At 67.0% G+C, this 20,879-nt stretch carries 22 protein-coding genes; 10 read left to right on the forward strand and 12 right to left on the reverse strand.

The annotated features are described in order from the left end of the window. Positions 1–22: 22 nt before the first annotated feature. Positions 23–481, reverse strand: a complete 459-nt coding sequence (locus V0Z78_RS11430; protein ID WP_336344760.1) for a hypothetical protein — start codon at positions 479–481, stop codon at positions 23–25. A gap of 149 nt (positions 482–630) precedes the next feature. Here V0Z78_RS11430 and V0Z78_RS11435 point away from each other — a divergent pair, with 149 nt between their 5' ends. Continuing rightward, positions 631–1,071 (forward strand): acyl-CoA thioesterase, encoded by a 441-nt coding sequence (locus tag V0Z78_RS11435; RefSeq protein ID WP_336345183.1) that lies wholly within the window; start codon positions 631–633, stop codon positions 1,069–1,071. Position 1,072: 1 nt separating this feature from the next. Here the strand turns inward: V0Z78_RS11435 and V0Z78_RS11440 are convergent, their stop codons facing one another. After that, positions 1,073–2,056 carry a TackOD1 domain-containing metal-binding protein gene (locus tag V0Z78_RS11440; RefSeq protein ID WP_336344761.1) on the reverse strand — a complete coding sequence of 328 codons (984 nt, stop codon included), beginning with the start codon at positions 2,054–2,056 and terminating at the stop codon, positions 1,073–1,075. 111 nt (positions 2,057–2,167) lie between these two features. Between V0Z78_RS11440 and V0Z78_RS11445 the strand changes: the two genes are divergently transcribed. Beyond that, complete coding sequence (locus tag V0Z78_RS11445; protein ID WP_336344762.1) at positions 2,168–3,463, forward strand: TraB/GumN family protein; 1,296 nt, start codon at positions 2,168–2,170, stop codon at positions 3,461–3,463. Beyond that, a complete protein-coding gene (locus V0Z78_RS11450; protein WP_336344763.1) occupies positions 3,463–4,077 on the forward strand; it encodes a zinc metalloprotease in 615 nt (204 codons plus the stop codon). Before V0Z78_RS11445 ends, V0Z78_RS11450 begins: the two co-directional genes overlap by 1 nt. 84 nt (positions 4,078–4,161) lie before the next feature. Here the strand turns inward: V0Z78_RS11450 and V0Z78_RS11455 are convergent, their stop codons facing one another. Both V0Z78_RS11455 and V0Z78_RS11460 read right to left on the reverse strand, forming a co-directional pair. Then, positions 4,162–4,323 carry a hypothetical protein gene (locus V0Z78_RS11455; protein ID WP_336344764.1) on the reverse strand — a complete coding sequence of 54 codons (162 nt, stop codon included), beginning with the start codon at positions 4,321–4,323 and terminating at the stop codon, positions 4,162–4,164. 129 nt (positions 4,324–4,452) lie between these two features. Next, on the reverse strand, positions 4,453–5,406 hold the full coding sequence (locus V0Z78_RS11460; protein WP_336344765.1) for a M48 family metallopeptidase: 954 nt from the start codon (positions 5,404–5,406) through the stop codon (positions 4,453–4,455). Positions 5,407–5,491: 85 nt separating this feature from the next. Here V0Z78_RS11460 and purM point away from each other — a divergent pair, with 85 nt between their 5' ends. Beyond that, positions 5,492–6,466, forward strand: coding sequence for a phosphoribosylformylglycinamidine cyclo-ligase (gene purM, locus V0Z78_RS11465; RefSeq protein ID WP_336344766.1), 975 nt, complete (start codon positions 5,492–5,494; stop codon positions 6,464–6,466). 2 nt (positions 6,467–6,468) lie between these two features. On the opposite strand, the gene V0Z78_RS11470 is transcribed toward purM, so the two are convergent. Further along, positions 6,469–7,575, reverse strand: a complete 1,107-nt coding sequence (locus tag V0Z78_RS11470) for an RNA ligase (RefSeq protein ID WP_336344767.1) — start codon at positions 7,573–7,575, stop codon at positions 6,469–6,471. Positions 7,576–7,683: 108 nt separating this feature from the next. On the opposite strand from V0Z78_RS11470, the gene V0Z78_RS11475 reads away from it, so the two are divergent. Then, complete coding sequence (locus tag V0Z78_RS11475; RefSeq protein WP_336344768.1) at positions 7,684–8,337, forward strand: RNA ligase partner protein; 654 nt, start codon at positions 7,684–7,686, stop codon at positions 8,335–8,337. Here V0Z78_RS11475 and V0Z78_RS11480 read toward each other — a convergent pair. The 5 genes from V0Z78_RS11480 to V0Z78_RS11500 form a co-directional block, all read right to left on the reverse strand. After that, the gene (locus V0Z78_RS11480) at positions 8,334–8,510 is read right to left on the reverse strand and encodes a hypothetical protein (RefSeq protein WP_336344769.1); all 177 of its coding nucleotides are present in this window, start codon (positions 8,508–8,510) and stop codon (positions 8,334–8,336) included. The genes V0Z78_RS11475 and V0Z78_RS11480 overlap by 4 nt on opposite strands. Before the next feature lie 133 nt (positions 8,511–8,643). Beyond that, the gene (locus V0Z78_RS11485) at positions 8,644–8,985 is read right to left on the reverse strand and encodes a DUF7853 family protein (protein ID WP_336344770.1); all 342 of its coding nucleotides are present in this window, start codon (positions 8,983–8,985) and stop codon (positions 8,644–8,646) included. Positions 8,986–9,174: 189 nt separating this feature from the next. Further along, positions 9,175–9,471: a GYD domain-containing protein gene (locus V0Z78_RS11490; RefSeq protein WP_336344771.1), complete on the reverse strand. Its 297-nt coding sequence runs from the start codon at positions 9,469–9,471 to the stop codon at positions 9,175–9,177. A 263-nt stretch (positions 9,472–9,734) separates the two neighbouring features. Further along, positions 9,735–10,163 carry an adenylyltransferase/cytidyltransferase family protein gene (locus V0Z78_RS11495; protein WP_336344772.1) on the reverse strand — a complete coding sequence of 143 codons (429 nt, stop codon included), beginning with the start codon at positions 10,161–10,163 and terminating at the stop codon, positions 9,735–9,737. Then, the gene (locus V0Z78_RS11500; protein ID WP_336344773.1) at positions 10,157–10,669 is read right to left on the reverse strand and encodes a Mov34/MPN/PAD-1 family protein; all 513 of its coding nucleotides are present in this window, start codon (positions 10,667–10,669) and stop codon (positions 10,157–10,159) included. The genes V0Z78_RS11495 and V0Z78_RS11500 overlap by 7 nt, the downstream gene beginning before the upstream one ends. 90 nt (positions 10,670–10,759) lie before the next feature. Here V0Z78_RS11500 and V0Z78_RS11505 point away from each other — a divergent pair, with 90 nt between their 5' ends. The 4 genes from V0Z78_RS11505 (at position 10,760) to V0Z78_RS11520 (ending at position 15,253) form a co-directional block, all read left to right on the forward strand. After that, positions 10,760–12,652, forward strand: a complete 1,893-nt coding sequence (locus V0Z78_RS11505; RefSeq protein ID WP_336344774.1) for a DHH family phosphoesterase — start codon at positions 10,760–10,762, stop codon at positions 12,650–12,652. A 66-nt stretch (positions 12,653–12,718) separates the two neighbouring features. Beyond that, the gene (locus tag V0Z78_RS11510) at positions 12,719–13,681 is read left to right on the forward strand and encodes an esterase/lipase family protein (RefSeq protein ID WP_336344775.1); all 963 of its coding nucleotides are present in this window, start codon (positions 12,719–12,721) and stop codon (positions 13,679–13,681) included. Between the two features lie 133 nt (positions 13,682–13,814). Further along, complete coding sequence (locus V0Z78_RS11515) at positions 13,815–14,306, forward strand: hypothetical protein (protein ID WP_336344776.1); 492 nt, start codon at positions 13,815–13,817, stop codon at positions 14,304–14,306. Positions 14,307–14,458: 152 nt separating this feature from the next. Then, positions 14,459–15,253, forward strand: coding sequence for an enoyl-CoA hydratase/isomerase family protein (locus V0Z78_RS11520; protein WP_336344777.1), 795 nt, complete (start codon positions 14,459–14,461; stop codon positions 15,251–15,253). 356 nt (positions 15,254–15,609) lie between these two features. Here V0Z78_RS11520 and V0Z78_RS11525 read toward each other — a convergent pair whose 3' ends face one another. Next, a complete protein-coding gene (locus tag V0Z78_RS11525) occupies positions 15,610–16,566 on the reverse strand; it encodes a hypothetical protein (protein ID WP_336344778.1) in 957 nt (318 codons plus the stop codon). A 400-nt stretch (positions 16,567–16,966) separates the two neighbouring features. Between V0Z78_RS11525 and V0Z78_RS11530 the strand changes: the two genes are divergently transcribed. Next, positions 16,967–18,838 carry an alkaline phosphatase D family protein gene (locus tag V0Z78_RS11530; protein WP_336344779.1) on the forward strand — a complete coding sequence of 624 codons (1,872 nt, stop codon included), beginning with the start codon at positions 16,967–16,969 and terminating at the stop codon, positions 18,836–18,838. 373 nt (positions 18,839–19,211) lie between these two features. Here V0Z78_RS11530 and V0Z78_RS11535 read toward each other — a convergent pair whose 3' ends face one another. After that, entirely contained in the window at positions 19,212–20,843 is a 1,632-nt protein-coding gene (locus V0Z78_RS11535; protein ID WP_336344780.1) for a phospholipase D-like domain-containing protein, read from the reverse strand. Between the last annotated feature and the right edge of the window lie 36 nt (positions 20,844–20,879).

Below are 20,879 nucleotides of genomic sequence, written 5' to 3' on the forward strand. Positions count from 1 at the left end.
GGCGCCCGATCGGCCGCGAGCACTACGAGAAGTCCGGGAGATCGTCGGGCGGTTCGTAGTCGGACTCCCAGTCGATGTACTCGTCCTTCAGGACGTCGCAGACGATCTGGCCGAGTTCGGTCATTCCGGCGTTGATCGAGGAGACGGTGCTCCAGCTGTCGAGTTCGGGGTGGAGGTCCCGCTCCTTCCAGTCCTCCGGAAGCCCGGGGGCGTGATAGCCCACGCGCTCGGCGAACGCGTCCCAGAAGAAGTCGAAACGCCGGATCAGCTCGAGGTCCCGGACGATCGCGAACTCCTCCTCGTCGACGTCGGTGTGTGCTGCCCACTCGTCCCACGCCTGATCCCAGGCGCCGTCGCGGAGAAACCCCTCGAGCTCGTCGCGCCGGTAGTCGGTGTCGCCCACCACCTCGGCGTCGTCGTACTCCGCGGGATCGATCTCGCGCAGTTCGGGCGGTTCGGGCATCTCCACGTTCAGGCTCATGTCCTCCGGTAGCACCGCTCGGCCGATAAGGGTTCGCTCCCGATCGGTCGTGAGCGCTCGCGCGGTCCACGGGGACGATGACGTGGACTGGCGACCGTGGCGGCGACCGGATCCGCCAGCTTTCTCTCCCCCAGCCGCGAATCGTGGGCATGGAGCTGCTGAAGACCCGCATCGAGAACCGCGAGATGGTCCAGCCGAACCACGCAAACAGCCTCGACACCGCCCACGGTGGGAACGTGCTCCACTGGATGGACGAGGTGGGCGCCATGTCGGCCATGCGGTTCGCCGGCGAGACCTGCGTCACCGCCCGGATCAACCAGGTGAACTTCGAGCGGCCGATCCAGGTCGGGGACGTCGCGCTGATCCGAGCGTACGTCTACGAGGCCGGCGAGACGAGCGTCCGCGTCCGGCTCCAGACGTTCCGCGAGGACCTCCGGACCGGCGAGCACGAACAGACCACCGAGTCGTACTTCGTCTACGTTGCGATCGACGAGGACCGCACGCCGACGACGGTTCCCGAGTTGACGGTCGAGAGCGAGGAGGCGGAACGCCTGCGCGAGGAGGCGCTCGCCGGCGAGAACGGCGACTGACCTACTGGCCCTTCCAGGCGGGGACGTCGACGGCGGCGGTGATTCGTCGGAAGAACCCCCGCTGATCCGGTACGTTCTCGACGACGTCGTAGTCCGCCTCGAGCGTGCCGCCCTCGCGGAAGGAGAGCAGCGTCACCTCCGAGGTCTCCGCGCGCGCCGCGACGCCCTCCTCGACGGTACCCGAGGTCGTGACGACGATCGGATGCGCGTCGACGGACTCCGCGAACGCGCAGAACGAATCGATGCGCTCGGTGCTCGGCGTCTCGTGGATCGCCACCAGACGCCGATCGCCCATCAGGTCGTCCTCCGCGAGGACGTGGACCGGAACCGGATTGCCGGTCCCGTCGTCGACGGTCGCATCGATTTCGGTCTCGAAGCTCCGCTCCTCGAGGCTCTCCGCGATCGTCTCCCGGGCGGTCCGCTGTCGGTCGAGCCAGCGCTCGCCGTCGGCCGTGAGAGCGTACCGATACAGCACCCGTTCGATCGTCTCGTCGGGCGGGAACATGTAGAGACAGTCCCGACACCAGAGCCGGTGGTCGGGCGTATCGAACACCTCCGTACACTCCTCGCAGACGTAACGGTCCGCCTCGGTCACGTTCTCCGGCTGGAGGCGCTCCTCGCAGTTCGGACAGCGGCTGCGGCCGTCCGCCTCGAACTCCTGCTCGGTGCCCACGTAGCCGCAGACGTGCTCGACGACCGTCCTCTCGACGGCGTGTGCGGCCTCGCATGCCGGACAGACGGTGGTGTACTGCATCCCCTCCGCGGAACACTCCGGACAGACGTACACCTTCGAGACGAACTCGTTGGCCAGTACGCCGCGGGCGGCGAACCGCTCGAGGACGTCGGCCGGATCGCCGTCGGCGTCGTCGAGGAGCCGCGCCGCCTCGGGATAACTGACCGCGCCGCTCTCGGCTATCTCGGGCTCGAACTCCGTGCCGTCCTCCGTCAAACTGTCAACCAATCGCAGCTCCCCTGGTGAGACCATGGCTCGGTCGGTACGTTCTCCCGGACCCACATGAACGTGCGTTTCTCTCCGGTTGGACGGACAGTCGATCGCTTCGACACGGCTAAACCACGTGGCGAACAAAGGCCGGTGATGAGTGACCGTCCGGCGTCGATGCAGCGCGAGCGGGAGGGCTCGGTTCGGCTCCTGGGGACCGCCCACGTCTCCGCCGACAGCGTCACCGAGGTCGAGGAGGCCATCGAGACCGATCGTCCGGACGTCGTCGCGGTCGAACTCGACGAGGGACGCTACCGACAGCTGAAGGGCGAGCTTCCCGATGACCTCGACGCCGGGGATCTGTTGCGTGGCAACACCGTCTTCCAGTTCCTCGCCTACTGGATGCTCTCGTACGTCCAGACGCGCCTGGGCGAGCGCTTCGACATCGAACCCGGCGCGGACATGCGCGCGGCCGTCGAGACCGCCGAATCGCTCGGGCTGGGCGTCGCGCTCGTCGACCGCGAGATCCAGACGACGATGCAGCGCTTCTGGGCGCGGATGACGCTGCTCGAGAAGCTGAAGCTGGTCGGCGGGCTCTTCCTCGGCGTCTTCGGCATCGGGGGCACGGACGAGGAACCCCTCGACGTGGAGGAGCTCACGGACGCCGACGTCGTCACCGCGATGATGGCCGAGTTCCGCCGCTTCTCCCCGGGCGGCGCGGAGGCGCTGATCGATGAGCGCGACGCCTACATCGCTCACGAACTCCTCGCGCTTCGCGAGCGCGGCCACGACGTGCTCGCGGTCGTCGGCGCGGGCCACCGCGAGGGGATCGAACGCTACCTCGAGGAGCCCGAGCGGCTCCCCCCGATGGAGTCGCTCGTCGGCACCGCCCGAGAAGGACGCTTCTCGTGGTACAAACTGATCGGCTATCTGATCGCCTTCGGCTTTCTCGCCTTCTTCTTCCTGCTCGCGATGGCCGGAGTTCGTGACGGCTTTCTCCTCCGGTTGTTCGCGGCGTGGTTCCTCTTCAACGGGGTCTTCGCGTTCACGTTGGCGAAGGTCGCAGGCGCCCACTGGTCGAGCGCGGGCGTCGGCGGGGCGATCGCCTGGATGACCAGCGTCAACCCGCTGCTCGCGCCGGGCTGGTTCGCGGGCTACGTCGAGCTGCGTCACATCTCGGTGAACGTCGCCGACATCGGCCGGCTCAACGAGATCATCGCCGACGAGGAGAGCCCGATCACGGAGCTGTTCGGGCGGATGCTCGAGGTACCCCTCTTCCGGCTGATCGCGGTGGTCGCGGCGACGAACGTCGGCAGCATCATCGCGACGCTGCTGTTCCCGGTCGTCGTGCTGCCGTGGCTCGCTGCGGACATCGGTGGCGTCGGTGCCGTCGCGGATCGAATGCTCGCGGGCGCACGCAACAGCGCCGAGCTCATCTGGGGGCTGGTCTGATGAGCGTCGTCACCGTCGGCTCGATCCGCTTCAGCGGCGGAGAGCTCCGCGACCTCCTGCTCGCGTGGCTCGCCCTCGGCGTCGCCTTCGCGCTGTTCTTCGCGGGCGGCGCCGAGGGCGTTGCCCGAGGCGCGTTCCTTCCGCTACTCTTCATCAGCATGCTCACCGCCGGCGTCGGCTTCCTGCTCCACGAGATCGCACACAAGGTCGTCGCCGTCCGCTTCGGCCAGCGCGCGGCGTTCAAGGCCGACTACGGCATGCTCTTCATCGCGATCGTCAGCGCGATGGCGGGTTTCATCTTCGCCGCGCCCGGCGCGGTCCACCACCGCGGGCGGATCACGAAACGCGAGAACGGGCTGATCGCGCTCGCCGGACCCGTCACGAACCTCGTTCTCGCCGTCGCGTTCGTGCCGCTGCTGCTCGGCGGCGGCTTTCTCGCCCGATTGGGGCTCTACGGCGTCGGTATCAACCTGCTGCTCGCGGCGTTCAACATGATCCCGTTCGGCCCCCTCGACGGGAAGACGGTGCTCTCCTGGAGCCTACCGGTCTTCCTCGCGGCGTTCGGCGTCAGCGTCGCGCTCGCGCTCGGAGCGGCCTCCGTGTTCCTGTTCTGAGCGGGAATCCCCGTACGATGGACGAGAGGTGCTCACGACTCTACAGGCGTAGTGGGAGCCGGACGAGAAGCGGCGGCCGCCGGATCAGAACTCGAACGTCCCGATCCAGCGGTCGCTACCGTGGGCCGGACAGAACGACTCGTGGTTCCGCTTACAGTTGGGATCCATACACCACCCACACTCACACCAGTGGCGTAGCGATCGCTCCGGGATCGCACGTCGACAGAGCGTGCATTTCGCCACCATATGTAGTGTTACCATATGACACATCAAAGTCCTTTCGGCGCGAATCAGCCACGAGGGCCGAGTCCGCGCCAGCCTCGCGCTCGGCGGACCGTTCGCGCCTCCCGTCTTTCGGCGAACGGACGAACGCCGTCAACGGTTTCGGGCGGGAGCCGGCGATCGTCGGTCGTCTCCTCGCTCGACCGGCACCCGCCGACCCTTCGCCCGCTCGGCCAGTCGCTCGACGCGCTCGTCGGTCGGCGGGTGGGTCGAGAGGATGCGTTCGAGGGGGTGTTCGTCGCGCTCGACGGGAATCCGGAACGGACCGATTCGGGGCATCGACGCGCGCTCGATCTTTCGCAACGCCCGCGCGAGCGCGAGCGGGTCGCCGGTCACCTCGGCCGCACGGTCGTCGGCCGCGAACTCACGACGACGCGAGCGAGAGCGGGCGAACGCCGTCACCAGGAACACCCCGAGGCCGACCACCGCGCCGATCGCCGCACGAATCCGCAGCGCGAGGTTGTCGGGCCGGCCGGTGATCCAGACGAGCCCGCGGCCGATGCCGGTCAGCGCGAGCGCGACCGGGGCTGCGACGACCAGCGCGACGCCCACGAGGGTCTGTACCGTGGCGTAGACCATCGCCCTGACGAGACCGTCGTCGTTCTCGAGGTGGGCAAGTTCGTGAGCGAGGATCCCGGTCAGTTCGTTGCCGTCGAGCAGCTGAAAGAGCCAGACGTCGAGGACGAGCGCACCGCGTCGGGAGCTACCCAGTGCGAGGGCGTTCGGCGCGCCGAGCGACGCCACGAGCAGGTCGGGCCGATCGAGGTCCATGCGCTCGACGAGCCGATCGACGCGGCGGTGGATCCCCGGGGCCCGCCCGCGCGGGAGCGCCCGGGCGTCGAGGCTCCGCAGCAGTCCGACGGTGCCGAAGCGGTAACTGAAATAACCCGAAAGGACGGTTCCGAGGACCAACGCCGTGACCAGCACGGCCGGATCGGGCCGGCCGGCGACGATCGTGGCGAGCAGCAGATAGCCCAGGGAGGCGGCGACGAGATAGCCCGCCAGCACGAACAGCCCGATCAGGACGGCGAGCGTGCGGCGTCCCATAGTGGCGAGTAGGGATCGGGGACCGAAACGCCTGTCGGACGGCCGAAACGGTGGGCTTTTGCCCGCACCGCGCGCGCACTCGGCCATGACCGAGGACGGAGACGAACTCACGTATTCGGACGCAGGGGTCGACATCGCCGACAGCGAGGCGGCGACCGCGGCGCTGGTCTCGGCCGTCGGGGAGTCGGCGGGCGACTACGCGGGGTTGCTCGACATCGGCGATCGGTATCTCGCGCTGGCGACCGACGGCGTCGGCACCAAACTACTGGTCGCGGAGGCTCTAGAGGATTACTCGACGATCGGCATCGACTGCATCGCGATGAACGCGAACGACCTCGTCGCGGCGGGGATCGGACCGGTCGCGTTCGTCGACTACCTCGCGGTCGAGGCGCCCGACGAGACGGACGCCGAGCAGATCGGTGAGGGACTCTCCGCGGGCGCCTCGGCGGCCGGCGTCGAACTCGTCGGCGGCGAGACGGCGGTGATGCCCGAGGTGATCTCGGGGCTCGACCTGGCGGGTACGTGTGCGGGGCTAGCCCCGAAGGACGCGGTCTTCGAGGGGCGAGCCGAGCCCGGCGACGCGCTCGTGGGCTGGGCATCGAGCGGAATCCACTCGAACGGGCTGACGCTCGCCAGGAAGGCCGCGACCCGCGAGGGCGGGTACGACGACCCGTTCCCCGGCTCCGACGACGACCGAAGCGTCGGCGAGATCCTCCTGGAGCCGACCCGGATCTACGCCGACCTGCTCGAACCGATGCGTTCCCACGGGGTTCGCGGGGCCGCCCACGTCACCGGCGGCGGGTGGACCAACCTCGAACGGCTCGGCGAACACCGCTACGTCGTCGACGACCCCTTTCCGGCCCAGCCAGTCTTCGAGTACGTTCAGGAGCGGGGCAACGTCTCCGAGGCGGAGATGCACCGAACGTTCAACATGGGGACGGGCTTCGTCGCCGCGCTTCCCGAGGACGCCGCCGAGTCGTTGGCCGACGAGACGGACGGCCGGGTGATCGGCCGCGTCGAGGAGGGCGACGGCGTCGAGATCCGCGGGCTCTCGCTGTAGGCCTACTCGCGAACGATCGTTCCGTCGAGATACGTGCGGATCTTATCGTTCGTCGACTGGGTCCGCTTGAGAAAGGTGACGACCCGCTCGCCGTCCTCGCGGCGGTCCTCCTCGATCTCGACCGTCAGCCCCTGATCGCGGAGGTGGTCGAGCAGCGCGTCGAGGACGCCGCTATCGCCACGAACCGTGTGACGCTCGCCGACCCGCCCGCCGGATTCGACGGTCTCGACGGCGTCGGCCATCGGGAGCAGGATCGCCTCACCGAGCGCCCGGGCGCGCTCCTCGCGGGTCGTGGCCCCTTCCTCGAACTCGACGGACTGGAACGCCTCGCGGATCAGCCGCCGGAAGAGGAACTCGCGGCCGTAGTCGAACGGCAGCGAGAAGGCGAACGCGAGGTCGCTCCGATGGGTCGCCGAGGTCGTGTACTTGAGCTGTTCGGAGCCGTCGAGCGACTTCATCACCACCCCCTCACGGCCCTCCTCGTCGAGCGCCTCGACGATCGCCGGGAGCTCGCGGACGGCCTCCCTTTGCTCGTAGGTTCCGAACAACGGCGTCTGGCCGATCCCGTACTCCTCACAGAGCTCGCGGCGCTCGCGGACCGACAGCGGCTCGCCGGTCTCCCGGTGGCGGACGTCGAACGCCCGGAGCGCGATCGAGTTCACCCCGGGGTAGTCGTGGGCGGTGTAGGGGTTCTCGGGGCCGATCGCCTCCATGCAGAGCATCCGCTCGGGGTGATCCTCGAAGAACCCCTCGAGCCCCAGCCCGTCGGCCAACCACGACGTGTACGGACAGACGATCCCGCTTCGCGTGAACGCGAGCGTCCGACCCTCGATCCGGGCGATCCGGACGTTGTAGCCGTTCAACTTCTCCTCGACGGCGATCCGACCGTCGAACCGTTCGGGGACGCCGGGATCGATCACGAGCGTCCGGGGCACCTTCGGAAAGCCCCGCACGGCGGTGTCGGCGATCAGGACCGTCCCCCGCTCGAGCCCCCGTCGACCGTCAGGGAGGTGGCGGTACTCGAGGCCGTCGTAGCGGCGCTCGGTGAACTCATCGCGGAGCTCCTCGAACGTCTCCCGGGAGACGCCGAGGAGTTCGTGCTCTCCCATGGGATCAATTAGCACGCGGACGCCAAAAACCTGCGGCGCCGTCGCGGCGGCCCTCTCGATCGGGTTCGCGGTGGTAGCTATTTGTGGATCGGCCCGAATACCACGGGTATGCCCGATCACCCGCTCAAACAGCGGTTCGTCCTCGACACGTCGGCGTTTCTCACCAACGAGATCCGCCGCGAGGACGAGGAGCTGGACGAGACGCTCCACCGACTGCTCGATCTGGTCGCGGCGGCGAAGCTCGAGCTCAACATCTCCTGTTACATGCCGCCGTCGATCCACACGGAGCTCACGACGATGCTCGAGGGACGCGACGTCGACGAGGAGGTGTTCTCGAAGCTCAACACGTGGGTGATCAAGAAGAACCCCGCGCGCTTCGAGCTGATGATCCCCGCGGAGATCGTCTACGGCTTCATCGACGAGATGAGCGACCGCGTCGATCGCGGGCTACGCGTCTCGGAGAAGGCCGTCCGCAAGGCCGAGGAGTCCCGATCCGAGCCGGTCGAGGACCGCGATCACGTGACCGAGGTGGACCAGGTGATCAGCGACCTGCGCGAGGAGTACCGCCGGACGCTCAGACAGGGAGTGCTCGACTCGCGGGAGGACTTCGACCTGCTGATCCTCGCACGCGAGCTCGAAGCGGGCGTCGTCACCGAGGACACCGGCATCGTCGGCTGGGCCGAGGACTTCGGGCTTCGCTACCTGAAGGGACGTGACTTCCCGGCGCTGCTGGAGGAGTATCTGCGTACCGCCGACCGCTAGATGATCGAGCGGTCCCTGTTGGTCTCGACCTCCTCGTTGATGACCGCGATGAGGTTCCCGTACGGGACGAACGCGATCATCTCGTCGTCGTCCGTGTAGAGTTCGACGCCGAAGTCGGTCTCCTCGTAGCGCTCGCAGTCGAGTTCTCCGTCCGGGAGGATTGCACGGAACATACTAGATGACTGATCGTCCACGTACTTCAAGCTACCACCGTCGCCCTGCCGGTTCGACGGGGAGGCGCTCGGAGGATAGCGGCGCAACGGCGACGGCCCGTCGCCCGTGATCCGTCGGGAGAGACGGGGGTTCTCAGGGGGCCGGCTCGGGGGAGATCGTCTCGAGGACCGTCGAGACGCGCTGGAGGAGTCGCTCGACTCGGGGCCGTTCGGTCTCCCAACAGTCGTTCGAGGGATGGTGGGTGGCGAGGACGTCCCGAATCGCCTCGAGTTGGGCGGCGGTGAACCGGCTCTCGCCCCCGTCGAGCGCGTCGAACGCCTGAAAGACCTCGAGGGGTGGCGGCTCGATTCCGGTCGTGTCGCTTGCGGTCCCTTCCTGCTCGATTCGGTGGAGGAGCACGTGATGGAGCGTCCAGAGCTCTTCCGGCGGGAGCGAGAGCGTGGTCGGACGGTCCGATCGGGGGTGGGTGGACATGTCGGGGTGTACGTCGTGGCCGTATGCACCTATCCATCATAAGCCTTGTTAACAGATCACATCAACCGAGACAGTTCGGACGCCAGGAGTCAGGCGAGGTGTCGTAAGCGGGACGCGAACGTCAACGCGAGCCGTACCGGTGGCGGAACGATGCGATCGCCGTTCGAGAACCGAAGGTGGGAGGTCTGGCTACTCCGACAGACCGCCGATGACCTCGCGGTACTCATCTTCCGTGAAGGCCCTGAACGTCTCCGTCTCCACGGCACCGCCGCGGCCGATGGTGAGGACGGCCTGGGCCGCCGCCTCGTCATCGGGCATCTCGGCGATGTAAACGAGGTCGTATTGGCCGAACGTGAGGTAGAAGTCCCTGAACTCACCGCCGAACTTCTCCGACACCTGCTTAGCCTGTTCAAGCCGCTCCGGACTCTCGTCCACGTTCCCTATCCCCTCTGATGTCCACTTCGTGAGCGTGATGTACGTTGGCATTGTCTCGTCCTCCCCGGGATTGTACCCTGTCGGCGCTCTCACCGCCGCACCGCTCAAGGTATGAACCTATAGACGAAGTTATATTACTTATAATTATGTACGTTTGGAGGTGACGACGGAGACGACCAATCGGTGAGGGACCGTGAAACGTCGACGAGAGTATGATATCCCGTCACTACGACGAAACGACGGCAGGCTTCAGTCGAGCCGGCGGCTACGATCGGTTTGAGAAGGGATTACGGCGAGGACGGATACAACCACATCTAACACCGCCGCTCGCAGACCCGCTCGATGATCCGGCCGGTCGAGAGCAGCTCGTCGTCGTAGTCCGGCTCCCGCGGGGAGGCGCGTCTGACCTCGCAGGTGATCCCGCGTTCGGCGAGCGCGCGCTCGATCCCCTCGTCGTCGTGGTGCTGGTCGTGGCCGAGCACGATCACGTCGGGTTCGATCCGCTCGATGGGGACGAAGATGTCCTCCTCGTGGCCCAGCAGGGCGCGATCGACGACCTCGAGGGCGGCGACCACGTCCCGGCGCTGACGACCGTCGAGCAGCGGCGGCCGTTTGTGGGTGACGTTCGAGCGGCGAGCGACGATGACGTAGAGCTCGTCGCCCATGTCGGCGGCCTCCTCGAGGTAGTGAACGTGGCCCGGATGCAACAGGTCGAACGTACCCTGGGCGAGCGCCCTCACCATCGCGGCCGCCCCTCGTCCTTGAGTTCGCGGTCGATGTCCTGCTGGTCGAAGTCGAAGAAGGACTCCTCGGGGAGCGAGACGTCGAGCACCTCGAGCTCGCGGGGCTCGCCCCGGCGGTCGAACGCCCGCCAACAGTCCCGTTCGTAGGGCGCGCCGAGGATCACGTGGACCGATCCGCGGCCGAACGTCTGCAGGTCGGCGTCGCTTGGCTCCAGTACGCCGTTGGGGTGGGAGTGGATCGAGCCCACCCCCGTGAGATCGTTCGGGATCATGTTCGTCCGCACGGTCGCGCTCACGGGGTTCGACTCGGTTCCGGGGATCACGAGCACGTCGGTGACGACGGTGCCGTCACGATCGAGTCCGAGCGTTCGGGCCTTCTCACCCCGGAGCATCCCCATGTACTCGTCGGGATGCGTCTCGGCGGAGGCCTCCAGGGCGAACGTGAGGGTGTCGGCCGCGATACCGATGACCTCGTCGGCTCGGAACAGCGACCCGAACAGTCCCATACTCACCATCGCCGCCTCCGGATGCTAAACGTTGCGGAACCCCTGACTCGCTTGATAACGGTTAAACGGCCCCCACCCAAATGGGGGGCAATGACAGCCAACTCCGGCTCGGACGGCGACGATCGCGTCGTCTACGAGCTACAGTCCGAGTGTACGGTCGAGGAGGTCGACGAGGACGCACGCTATCTCGCCACGGTCAACGGCGTCGTCGAGTACGGCGTGTTCGTCGACCTCTCGGAGCACGTCTCGGGGCTCGTCCACGAGTCGACGCTCTCGACGGACTACGCGGTCGGCGACCGGCTCGTGGTGACGCTCGATCAGATCCGCGAGAACGGCGATCTGTCGTTCTCGCCGGCCGACGTCGACCCCGAAGAGGCGACGGTCGAGACCGTCGAGCACCGCTACGAGGTCACCCGGAGCGAGGACCTGGTCGAGAACGATGAGGTCCACCTCGAGGGAGAGGTCGTCCAGATCAAACAGACCGGCGGCCCGACGGTGTTCCAGCTGAGCGACGAGGCCGGCGTCGTTCCCTGTACGGCGTTCGAGGAGGCGGGCGTGCGCGCCTACCCCGGAATCGAGGTCGGCGACGTCGTCCGCGTCTCGGGGGCCGTCGAGCTTCGCGAGGGCGCGCGCCAAGTCGAGGTCGGGAGCCTCGAACGGCTCGAGGGCGAGGCCGCGTCGGACGTACGTGAGCGGCTGGAGGCCGCGATCGAGGAGTGCGCCGAGCCCCACGAGATCGAGCCGCTGATCGAGTGGCCCGCGATGGAGCCGATGTTCGAGGGGCTGGAGGAGGTCGCTCGGCTGATCCGTCGTACGGTGATCGAGGGACGCCCAATCCGGATGCGCCACCACGCCGATGGCGACGGGATGTGCGCGAGCGTGCCGGTCGAACTCGCGATCGAACGGTTCATCGATCAGACTCACGAGGACTCCGAGAACTCGCAACACCTGCTCAAGCGCCTCCCGAGCAAGGCGCCGTTCTACGAGATGGAGGACGCCACCCGCGACCTCAACTACGCGCTCGGCGACCGGGCGCGCCACGGCCAGAAGCTGCCGCTCCTGTTGATGCTCGACAACGGCTCGACGGAGGAGGACGTCCCCGCCTACGAGACGCTCGCCCACTACGACATCCCGATCGCGACGGTCGACCACCACCACCCCGACCCCGAGGCGGTCGAGCCGTTGCTCGATGCCCACGTCAATCCCTACCTCCACGGCGAGGACTACCGGATCACGACGGGCATGCTCTGTGTGGAGCTCGCGCGGATGATCGACCCGACCGTGACCGAGGAACTGCGTCACGTTCCCGCGGTCGCTGGCATCGCGGACCGCTCGAAGGCCGACGCGATGGACGACTACCTCGAACTGGCTCGGCAGGAGGGGTACGACGAGAACGACCTCCGCGAGATCAGCGAGGCGCTCGACTACGCCGCCCACTGGCTGAAGTACAGCGCCGGCCGGCGGGTCATCGCCGACGTGCTCAACGTCGCGGGCGACGAGGAGCGCCACCCCGCGCGCGGCGAGTTCCTCGCCGAGCGCGCGCGCCGTGACATCGACGAACAGCTCGAGGCCGCGATGCCCCACGTCGAACGGGATCGACTGGAGAACGGCGCCCACCTCTGTCGGATCGACGTCGAGAACCACGCCCACCGCTTCACCTTCCCCGCGCCGGGTAACACGACCGGTGCGATCCACGACCGGGTCGTCGAGGAGACGGGCGACCCCGTCATCACGATCGGCTACGGCCCCGACTTCGCCGTCCTTCGAAGCGACGGCGTCCGTCTGGACATCCCGACGATGGTGAGCGAGCTCGTCGAGGAGATCGACGGTGGCGGCGTCTCGGGCGGCGGTCACCTCGTCGTCGGGTCGATCAAGTTCGTCAAGGGGATGCGCAAGGAGGTGCTCGACGCGCTGGTCGAGAAGATGGGCGACGCCGAGATCGACGAGGAGCTCTCGAGCACCGCGGTGGTGCCCGAACAGTAGACCTCACTTGAGGACCCGGCCCGTACAGTCGATTCTTTTACCGCCCGGGAACCGTGAACCGGGCCCATGGAACGCGATCGGACGGCCGACGCGGACGACCGGGACGGACGGCGGCCGAGCCGTCGGCGCGTACTCGAGGCCATCGGGGCCGCGACCGCGGCCGGTACGGCGGGGGTCGCCGGAACGGGCGTCACGGGCGCCGACCCCGAGGAGGAGGGCGACGACGAGCTCGCGGGCCTACAGCTCGCGACGGGCGATCCCTGCGAGTGGGAGCGAACCGACGACTCCCGTCTCCCGTTCGAGACTGAGGGCTACGGCGGCTGGGGCGGCCACGAGTTTCTCGACACCGAATCGGGGCTCGATCACTACCCCGTCGTCCTCGCCCACGGCAACACCCGCGACGCGTGTGACTTCCTCGACCACGCGGAGTACTTCATGGAACGGGGGTTCGGAGGCGACGCGCTGTGGGCCATCACCTTCGGCCGCGAAGGAAGCACCCACGACGAGATGCGAAACCAGCTCGAGGACTTCGTGACGCAGATTCTCGAGTACACCGGCGTCAACAAGGTACAGGTCCTTGGCCACAGCCTCGGCGTGACGGGCCTGCGCTACTGGATGGACGGACTCGACGACTACCCTGACCGGTACGACCGCGTCGAGACGCTCGTCGGCCTCGCGGGCGCGAACGACGGCACCTGGACCTGCGGTCCGGGTTGCGAGGAGGGGCCGGACAACACCCGCGTCTGTCAGTTCATCTCCCACGACTGTGCGGACACGCCCGGCGAGCCGCTCTACGAGCTCAACACGCCCGATGAGACGCCCCACGACGAGGAGATCGACTACCACACGCTGCGGGGCAGCGCCGACGAGTTCTTCCTCGTCCGCCCGGAGAGCCCGACGCTCGAGGGGGCGGAGAACGTCGAAATGGCGACCGACCACGATGGCGTTCGAACGGAGGAGGCCGCGAAGCAGCTCGCCTACGAGTGGCTCTCGACGCCGCTCTCGCCCGATGCCCGCCGGCAGGACTGATCGGTTCGGACCGTCACGACGATCGAACGGGCTCCGGCGACGGGGACTCGGCCTCCTCCACGACCGACCGAGGAGCCGTCCCCAGGTTCGGCGTCAGGGTGGAACGGAAGCGGGACGATCTTCCTCGCGAACTGTGGGGAGCTACGAACGGGTGGAGATCCTCGAACGCCTAGATGGCATCGCCGACATTTACATGCCCGACGTCAAGTGGCCCGACGACGCGGCCGCGGCCACGTACTCGAAGGCGCCGGAGTACTGGGAGAACGTCACGGACTCGCTCCGAGAGATGCACCGACAGGTCGGCGATCTCCGGATGGATGACCGCGGCCTGGCTACCGGTGGATTGCTCGTTCGTCATCTCGTCATGCCGAACCACGTCGAGAGCGCGAACGGCGTGATGGAGTACGTCGCGGGGCTCTCCGAGGACACGTTCGTGGACGTCATAGCGCAGTACCAACCCTACTCCAGGGCCAGGAGCGAGGAGTTCTACGACGAGATCGATCGCGGGAGCACCGAGGAGGAGTACCGCGAGGTCGTCGACCACGCCCGGGAGGCCGGCCTCGAGCGCCTCTCCCTCGATGAGTCGATGCTCTCGTCCCGATCCGGGTTCTTGGACGCGTCCTGAGCCCGCTTCGACGCGGCACTTCGCTCGGCCGGTCCCGACGCGACGCGCTCCCGTGGCGCCCGGGCGACGGCGGCCCTGGCGGCCGACCCGCCGCTCGGTCGGCGAAGACCTCGTCACCCGGAGTTATGTTCCCTCACGCGGATCGCCCCCGTATGGAACGAGTCGGCACGGGGCTGGTTGGGATCGATCGGGAGGACCGCCGGGCGGACGTCTACCTCTCGCGACCCGAGAAGCGAAACGCGATGACGGTCGAGCTCATGCGTGACCTGACGGAGGCGTTCGAACGGATCGACGCCGATGAGGACGTGTGGGCCGTCGCGCTACTCGGGAAGGGGTCCGTGTTCTGTGCGGGGATGGACCTCGAGATGATGCGGGACCGATCGGGGTCGAGCGCCGCCGTGGATCCGACGATGGAGGTATTCCCCGAGTTGCTCTCCGCGATCGAGACGACCCGTCAGCCGGTCGTCGCCGGGATCAAGCGGGCCGCGCCCGCGGGCGCGTTCGAGCTGACCCTTCCCTGTGACCTCCGGGTCATCGGACGGGACGCGACCTACGGCCTGTTCGAGGTCGGACTCGGCACCTTTCCTCACGGCGGCGGCACCCAGCGGCTCCCCCGGCTGGTCGGGCTCTCGAGGGCAAAGGAGATCGTGCTCACCGGCGAGCCGATCGATCCCGAGGAGGCGGAGCGGATCGGCCTCGTCCACGAGGTGTGTGAACCCGACGAGGTCGACGACCGGGCGAGGGCGTTTGCCGACCGCCTCTGCGAGAACGCCCCCCTCGCGCTCCGTCAGGGTAAGCGCGCGCTCGACGCAGCGCTCGAGACGCCCCTGGAGACGGGGCTGCGCTACGAGCGAAGCCTCGCCCGCCAGCTGGACGACACCCACGACTATCGCGAGGGGTTCGACGCACGCCTCGAGGGGCGTCAACCGAAGTTTCGCGGCGAGTGATCGTCCCAGCGGACGTCCCGCTCATACGGACGGTCGCGTCACCGACGCCTCGTCGACGACCCTCGTAACGGTACCACGCGTCGCATCGTCCGGGGCGGGCGGCGGGTTACGATCGTCGACCGATCCGTTCGACGCTCACGGAGGCTCGAACTCGACCGATCGCTTACCGACGAGGACGGCCCCGCCGGCTGCGCTCGCAACGCCGAGATCGACGAGGAGTTCTCGAGTGCCGCGACGACGCTCGAACAGGAGACACGGCCAGGTCGTGGAGGACGATGAGCCGTCGGTCGTGTTCCGATCGGCGTGAACGTCCCGACCCAGCCGTACTGCACGTCGACGTCGAACGCCGAGAGCGATCAGTCGTCGATCCCGCAGCCTTCGGTCGTCGTTTGCGCGGTCTCGGACGACGCGGAACCTCCATCGACGGTCTCCGCCCCGTCTTCGTCGTCCCCGGACCCGTCCTCCGCGACGTTGATCGTCAGCCGATAGGTCTCCTTCGAGAGAAAGTCGGCGGCCGTCGTCTGATCGTCAGGGCCGACGTGGAGGAGGTAGGTGCCGCTCGTCCGTGCCGCCACCGTCGCCTGCGAGCCGTCGATCTCGACGGTCTCGTCGTCTGGCGTGTACAGGACGAGCGCCTGATCGAACAGGTTGACCTCCCGGACGACCTCGTAGTCGATCGTGAACTCGTCGCCCGCACTCGCCTCGATCGCGAACCAGTCGTGGTCGTAGCCGGCGATGACGCCCTCGACGGTCTCGCCCGATTCGATCGGAGTGGCGCTCTCCCGGCCCTCGTTCGGGTCGAACCGGTCGAGTTCGACCGTCCGTATCGTCAGCGCGTACTCGATCGGTTCGTCGACGGTACCGTCGGCGCCGGTCACGCGGACGCAGTAGCCGCCCGTCAGTTCGGCGACGTCGCCACCGACGACCGAGTTACCGAGATCGGGGTTCTCCGCGTTGGTTACGTACGCACCCCGGTTCGGGTTGTCTGTCGGGAGTTCGCCGATCTCCGTTCCGTCGGGATCGACGAGCGTCATCCTCGCGTCGCGACCCGGCTCGAGGTTCAGGACCGTCATCTCGAGCTCGATTCCCTCCCCGGCGGTCGCCTCGACCGAGTACGTATCCCGCTGGTTGTCCTCGTCGAGCCTCCCCTCGTAGGTCGTTTGCGTTCCGTCGGTTCCGAGCGTATCACCGGAGTCGCCTTCCACGCCGCGCTCGTGTTTCTCCCCGTTTGCGGATCCCGCCAGCGCGCTGCCCGTGATCATCCCTCCGATTCCCCACAGCACGCGTCGCCTGCCGAACGTTGGTCGTCTCATGGTCGTCGTCCTCCCCGGAAGGGGATACCGTGCCTCGACGCCGTGTCACGAGTTATCTCTTCCTCAAAAACTTCACCAAGAGATGTGTTTTAGGAAACAGTTTGGGATCGGTTCGACGGTGGAGCGGCCGATCATCGACGGGACGGCACTCGTAATGGGTATCGGGATTCGGATCAGGAAGGGCAGGGCTTGGCGAGTACTTGCTACGGGTTTCGTCAAGGTCACCGATGGACGGACCCGGAACTCGATCAAATATGACTCAGTTGATACAATCTCGCCAGCTGAGTCGAGGCCAGGAGAGCCGCGAACAATAAATCGATGGAAGGGTACGATCCCATAGATAACTTTTTATTATTATAGTTACTAATGGTACATCGATTTCGGAGGATCGTATTAGGGTATGAATCGAGGAGAAAGCATTTCGCGACGGATGGAGCAAACGATGGGCGAACTCCAGGCGTGGAGACGTCGGGGGAAAGCGGTCGACTGGACGCTCGAGCTACGCCAGCCAGTACGAGTGGCGGATCTCAAACCGGCCGATGAACGGTGGTTGGCGACGCGGTTGGTGGGCGACTCGAAGACCCGTCGGACGTTCCCCCAGTCGGTCGCGAGTGGCGACCCCTCAGAGACCGGCGTTGTCCTCTGGACGCGGATCGCCCCCGATGCGTACGATGCGGGGACGTCCCTGCTCCTCGAGGTCGCGGAGGACGGGCGGTTCGCGCGGGGACGGCGCTGCTACGAGATCGGAGTCGGGGAGATTACACCGAAACACGACTACACGGTCAAGGTCGACCTCGACGGGACGCTCGAACCCGATCGACGGTACTACTACCGGTTTGGGTACGACGATACGACAAGCAAGACCGGCCGGTGCCGAACGCTCCCAGCAGCGGAGTCGAGCCCGGAGAGCGTTCGATTCGGCGTCTTCACCTGCCAGAACTACCTGGACGGCTACTTCGGTGCCCACCACCACCTCGCACGGGAAGACGTCGACTTCCTCCTCGACCTCGGGGACTCGATCTACGAGGTCGGCGACCTGCCGGGAACGCGGGAGAAGTACGCCGGCCATCGAGTCGATCTCGAGAGCCAGCAGAGGTTCGTCAACACGCTTGAGGACTACCGCGGAATCTACCGCACCTATCGATCGAACCGCTTCTTCCAGGAGGCGCTCGAGCGACACACCCGGATCCACGTCTGGGACGACCACGAGTTCGTGAACGACATCTACTGGGAGGAGGATCCGGAGTCCAGGATCGTCGTTCCGAGAGCGAGGGAGCACTCGGCAAGCCACCCAAAAAGGAGCGACACGGCGTTCATGCTCGCCCTCATTGCGGGCGCCATCCAGGCGTGGTCGGAGTATACGCCCGCCCGCTTCGAGTGCGGTTCCGAGACGGGACCACTCAACGAGCGAATCAAACTCTATCGGCGGTTCCAGTTCGGCGACCTTCTCGCCCTGATTAGGACCGACGAGCGGCTCTACAAGTCTTGGACGCAGCCCCACTGGACGGAGTACTGGATCGAACACGCCCCCTCAGAGCTGCTGGAGCAGTTATTGCGGCGCTTGGCGTCGAGCCCGGCTGACGAGGAGGATCACCGATCCATGCTCGGCGAGACACAGCAAGAGTGGTTCCTCAAGGAAGTGACGAAACCGGGGTCGATCTGGACCGTCTGGGCCAACGAAGTACTGACGCTGCCGATACCCATTCCGGTGCCACTACCCGTTCCTTTAGAGGAGTACATGCATGACGCCTGGGACGGCTATCGTAGCGAGCGGCGGGCGATCATGGACGCGGTAGCGAACGCGCGTAGAAACGGAGACGTGAAGAACTTCGTGACGCTCACCGGCGACATGCACTCACATCTCGCCGGCTACCAGTGTCGGCGCTATCCGGTTCGCGACCTGCTCAGGAGGCCGAGGTCGGAGAACCGGGTCGGGGTCGAACTGATGACGCCGGCGGTGACGAGCGGCAACATCAGCGAAAAGGCCGCGGAGACGGTCGTGAAGAAGGAGGGTCCGGTCGGCGACGCGATGCGGTCCGCGTTCGCCTGGGTCATCGGATTGGTACTCCCTGTCGTCATCGAAAACCTCCGCTACATCGTGTCCTTCGACAGCCGCAAATGGGGCTACTCGGTCGTCGAGTTCACGCCGGACTACTGCATCCACCGGACCTACAGCGTCGACAAGCGGACGAACGCGAGAGACGCGAAACGGAAGCTGTTCAAGGAGTTCCGGATTCCGAACGGCGAGATAGCGATCGAGGAGGTCGCGTGAGTATCGCCGGGTGTTGGTCGTCGGTCGCAGTCGTTCGAGGTAGAGAGGCGAAACGACCGAGTCCGGGAGGGCCTACGATGAAGACGACTCAGTCGCTGACGGAGACGTTCCTTCGGCCGTCTTCGGACCGCTCATCAGATCCCACCACCGCGGCGGGAGGAGTGGTGCGGCTTCTCGAACTTCCTCGGGTTCCTCTCGTCCGAGATGGATCCCGTTTTCCCGATGAAACCCCGATATCGGGTCGTGTTCGGCCTTCGAAGAGCGACCCTGTCGTTGCTCAGGCTCGTCTCTAGATTCGAGAGATGAACGCAGAGGAGGAACGCGTGATCGACGGGTCCGGACGAGGGCGACGGTCGAGTCGGTCGTTCCGAACTCAGTCTCCGGCCTCGAACTCGATGAGTCGTGAACCGACGAACGCCGCCCCGCCGATCGCACCGGCGACGGCGAGGCCGACGCCGACCGGGATCGACGGCCGCCCTCCCCGCCAGTCCGCATCGAACACAGCGGCGTAGTAGGCGGCGGCCGCCTCGCTCTCGAGGATTACCGCCACTTCACGGTTGTTCCGCACCGAGTTGTCGTTCCAGTTGACGCTTCCGACGAGCGTCCGGCGGTCGTCGACGACGACGCCCTTCGCGTGGATCTTCTCGAACTCCCCGCGTGAGTCGACCAGCCGCGCCTCGATCGGCAGTCCGTCCCGTTCCGCACGGCTCTCGAGTCGCTCGACGAGCGCGCGGTTCTCCCGTTCGACGTACCAGGAGTCGTCGAGCAGAATCCGGACGTGAACGCCGCGTTCAGCCGCGTCGATCGCGGCCTGGAGGAAGGCGTGATCCGGGTGGATCGCCACCTGCTCGATACGGATCGACTCCTCCGCACCCTCGAGCAGGGCGATGATCTCCCTCTCGGCGTTGTCGGGCGCGGTGACCAGGCGTACCGAGTCGACCTCGACGGGTTCGGGATCGAACCGTGACGGGTACGAACCGGTCGCCGGGTCGTCCTCGACGAACCGGCGCTCCCGCCCCTCGCGGTACCGTTCCCAGGGAACGGTGTCCTCCCAACCTGCGTCGGCCTCGAAGACGGCGACGACCGCGTCGGCGACGGGTGCGCTCTCGACGACGACGCCCCAGCCGCGACTGGCGCGCCCGCCGGTTCCGGCGGGCTTCCAGTTCTCCGTCAGGACGATCACGCGGTCGTCGACGACGGCGTACTTCGCGTGATGGAACCGGTAGCGCGTCACCGGCCCGTCGAAGACCCGAACCGGGATTCCCGCGTCGGCCAGCGAGTCGAGCGCGTTCGCTTCGGCCGTGGTCTGGCCGCCCACGGGCGTCCCGTCGACCAGTACGCGGACCTCGATGCCGCGCTCGGCCGCGACTCGAAGCTCCTCGGCCGTCGGTTCGGAGCTGAAGGTGTAGCCGGCGAGCAGGACCCGCTCGTCGGCCCCGCGAATCGTCTCGATCGGAACGCCGGGCGAGTCGGGGAGGACGAACGCGAGCGCACTCCGGGCGGGCAGGTCGCGGGCCTCGAACGTCGTCGCACCACGGGGACGCCACTCCCAGCCGTCGTCCGTGCGGAGCCACCGTTGGGCGCGCGGCGCGCGTTCGTAGGTGGTCTGATCGACGATACGACCCTCGTAGCGAAGCTGAACGGTCTCGCCCGTCTGGGCGAGCACGAAGTGATCACGGAGCTCCAATACGGGATCGTCGACCTTCTCCCGGGCGACCGCCGGGTCCCGGCTGAACGCGACCCGCCCGGCGACGGTCTCGTCCCCGAGTCGAGTCGTCGTCTCCCCGTCCGTGAGCGTCCACCCCGTCAGCGTCGTCGGCTCCGGAAACGACAGCGTGACGTACTCCCCGACGTCGTTCGGGACCGACGTGTTGGGGTAAAGCTCGACGATGTGGGGCTCGACCGGGACCGCTGCTTGGGTCGTTGCCGTCGCTCCCAGCGAGGCCGTGAGGAACACGACACAACAGAGCGCGAGGACGAACGACACACGGACGGATCGCGACACGACCCGTGCTGGAGCCGGTATCGCATATGAACGTTC

This window comes from Halalkalicoccus sp. CG83, from assembly GCF_037081715.1.
GTDB classification, from domain to species: Archaea; Halobacteriota; Halobacteria; order Halobacteriales; family Halalkalicoccaceae; genus Halalkalicoccus; species Halalkalicoccus ordinarius.

What these genes read in the sequence shown, in the direction of transcription:
- V0Z78_RS11430 (WP_336344760.1), bottom strand. Translation starts at nt 481, where the DNA reads ATGAGCCTGAACGTGGAGATGCCCGAACCGCCCGAACTGCGCGAGATC.
- V0Z78_RS11435 (WP_336345183.1), top strand. Translation starts at nt 631, where the DNA reads ATGGAGCTGCTGAAGACCCGCATCGAGAACCGCGAGATGGTCCAGCCG.
- V0Z78_RS11440 (WP_336344761.1), bottom strand. Translation starts at nt 2,056, where the DNA reads ATGGTCTCACCAGGGGAGCTGCGATTGGTTGACAGTTTGACGGAGGAC.
- V0Z78_RS11445 (WP_336344762.1), top strand. Translation starts at nt 2,168, where the DNA reads ATGAGTGACCGTCCGGCGTCGATGCAGCGCGAGCGGGAGGGCTCGGTT.
- V0Z78_RS11450 (WP_336344763.1), top strand. Translation starts at nt 3,463, where the DNA reads ATGAGCGTCGTCACCGTCGGCTCGATCCGCTTCAGCGGCGGAGAGCTC.
- V0Z78_RS11455 (WP_336344764.1), bottom strand. Translation starts at nt 4,323, where the DNA reads ATGGTGGCGAAATGCACGCTCTGTCGACGTGCGATCCCGGAGCGATCG.
- V0Z78_RS11460 (WP_336344765.1), bottom strand. Translation starts at nt 5,406, where the DNA reads ATGGGACGCCGCACGCTCGCCGTCCTGATCGGGCTGTTCGTGCTGGCG.
- purM (WP_336344766.1), top strand. Translation starts at nt 5,492, where the DNA reads ATGACCGAGGACGGAGACGAACTCACGTATTCGGACGCAGGGGTCGAC.
- V0Z78_RS11470 (WP_336344767.1), bottom strand. Translation starts at nt 7,575, where the DNA reads ATGGGAGAGCACGAACTCCTCGGCGTCTCCCGGGAGACGTTCGAGGAG.
- V0Z78_RS11475 (WP_336344768.1), top strand. Translation starts at nt 7,684, where the DNA reads ATGCCCGATCACCCGCTCAAACAGCGGTTCGTCCTCGACACGTCGGCG.
- V0Z78_RS11480 (WP_336344769.1), bottom strand. Translation starts at nt 8,510, where the DNA reads ATGTTCCGTGCAATCCTCCCGGACGGAGAACTCGACTGCGAGCGCTAC.
- V0Z78_RS11485 (WP_336344770.1), bottom strand. Translation starts at nt 8,985, where the DNA reads ATGTCCACCCACCCCCGATCGGACCGTCCGACCACGCTCTCGCTCCCG.
- V0Z78_RS11490 (WP_336344771.1), bottom strand. Translation starts at nt 9,471, where the DNA reads ATGCCAACGTACATCACGCTCACGAAGTGGACATCAGAGGGGATAGGG.
- V0Z78_RS11495 (WP_336344772.1), bottom strand. Translation starts at nt 10,163, where the DNA reads ATGGTGAGGGCGCTCGCCCAGGGTACGTTCGACCTGTTGCATCCGGGC.
- V0Z78_RS11500 (WP_336344773.1), bottom strand. Translation starts at nt 10,669, where the DNA reads ATGGGACTGTTCGGGTCGCTGTTCCGAGCCGACGAGGTCATCGGTATC.
- V0Z78_RS11505 (WP_336344774.1), top strand. Translation starts at nt 10,760, where the DNA reads ATGACAGCCAACTCCGGCTCGGACGGCGACGATCGCGTCGTCTACGAG.
- V0Z78_RS11510 (WP_336344775.1), top strand. Translation starts at nt 12,719, where the DNA reads ATGGAACGCGATCGGACGGCCGACGCGGACGACCGGGACGGACGGCGG.
- V0Z78_RS11520 (WP_336344777.1), top strand. Translation starts at nt 14,459, where the DNA reads ATGGAACGAGTCGGCACGGGGCTGGTTGGGATCGATCGGGAGGACCGC.
- V0Z78_RS11525 (WP_336344778.1), bottom strand. Translation starts at nt 16,566, where the DNA reads ATGAGACGACCAACGTTCGGCAGGCGACGCGTGCTGTGGGGAATCGGA.
- V0Z78_RS11530 (WP_336344779.1), top strand. Translation starts at nt 16,967, where the DNA reads ATGAATCGAGGAGAAAGCATTTCGCGACGGATGGAGCAAACGATGGGC.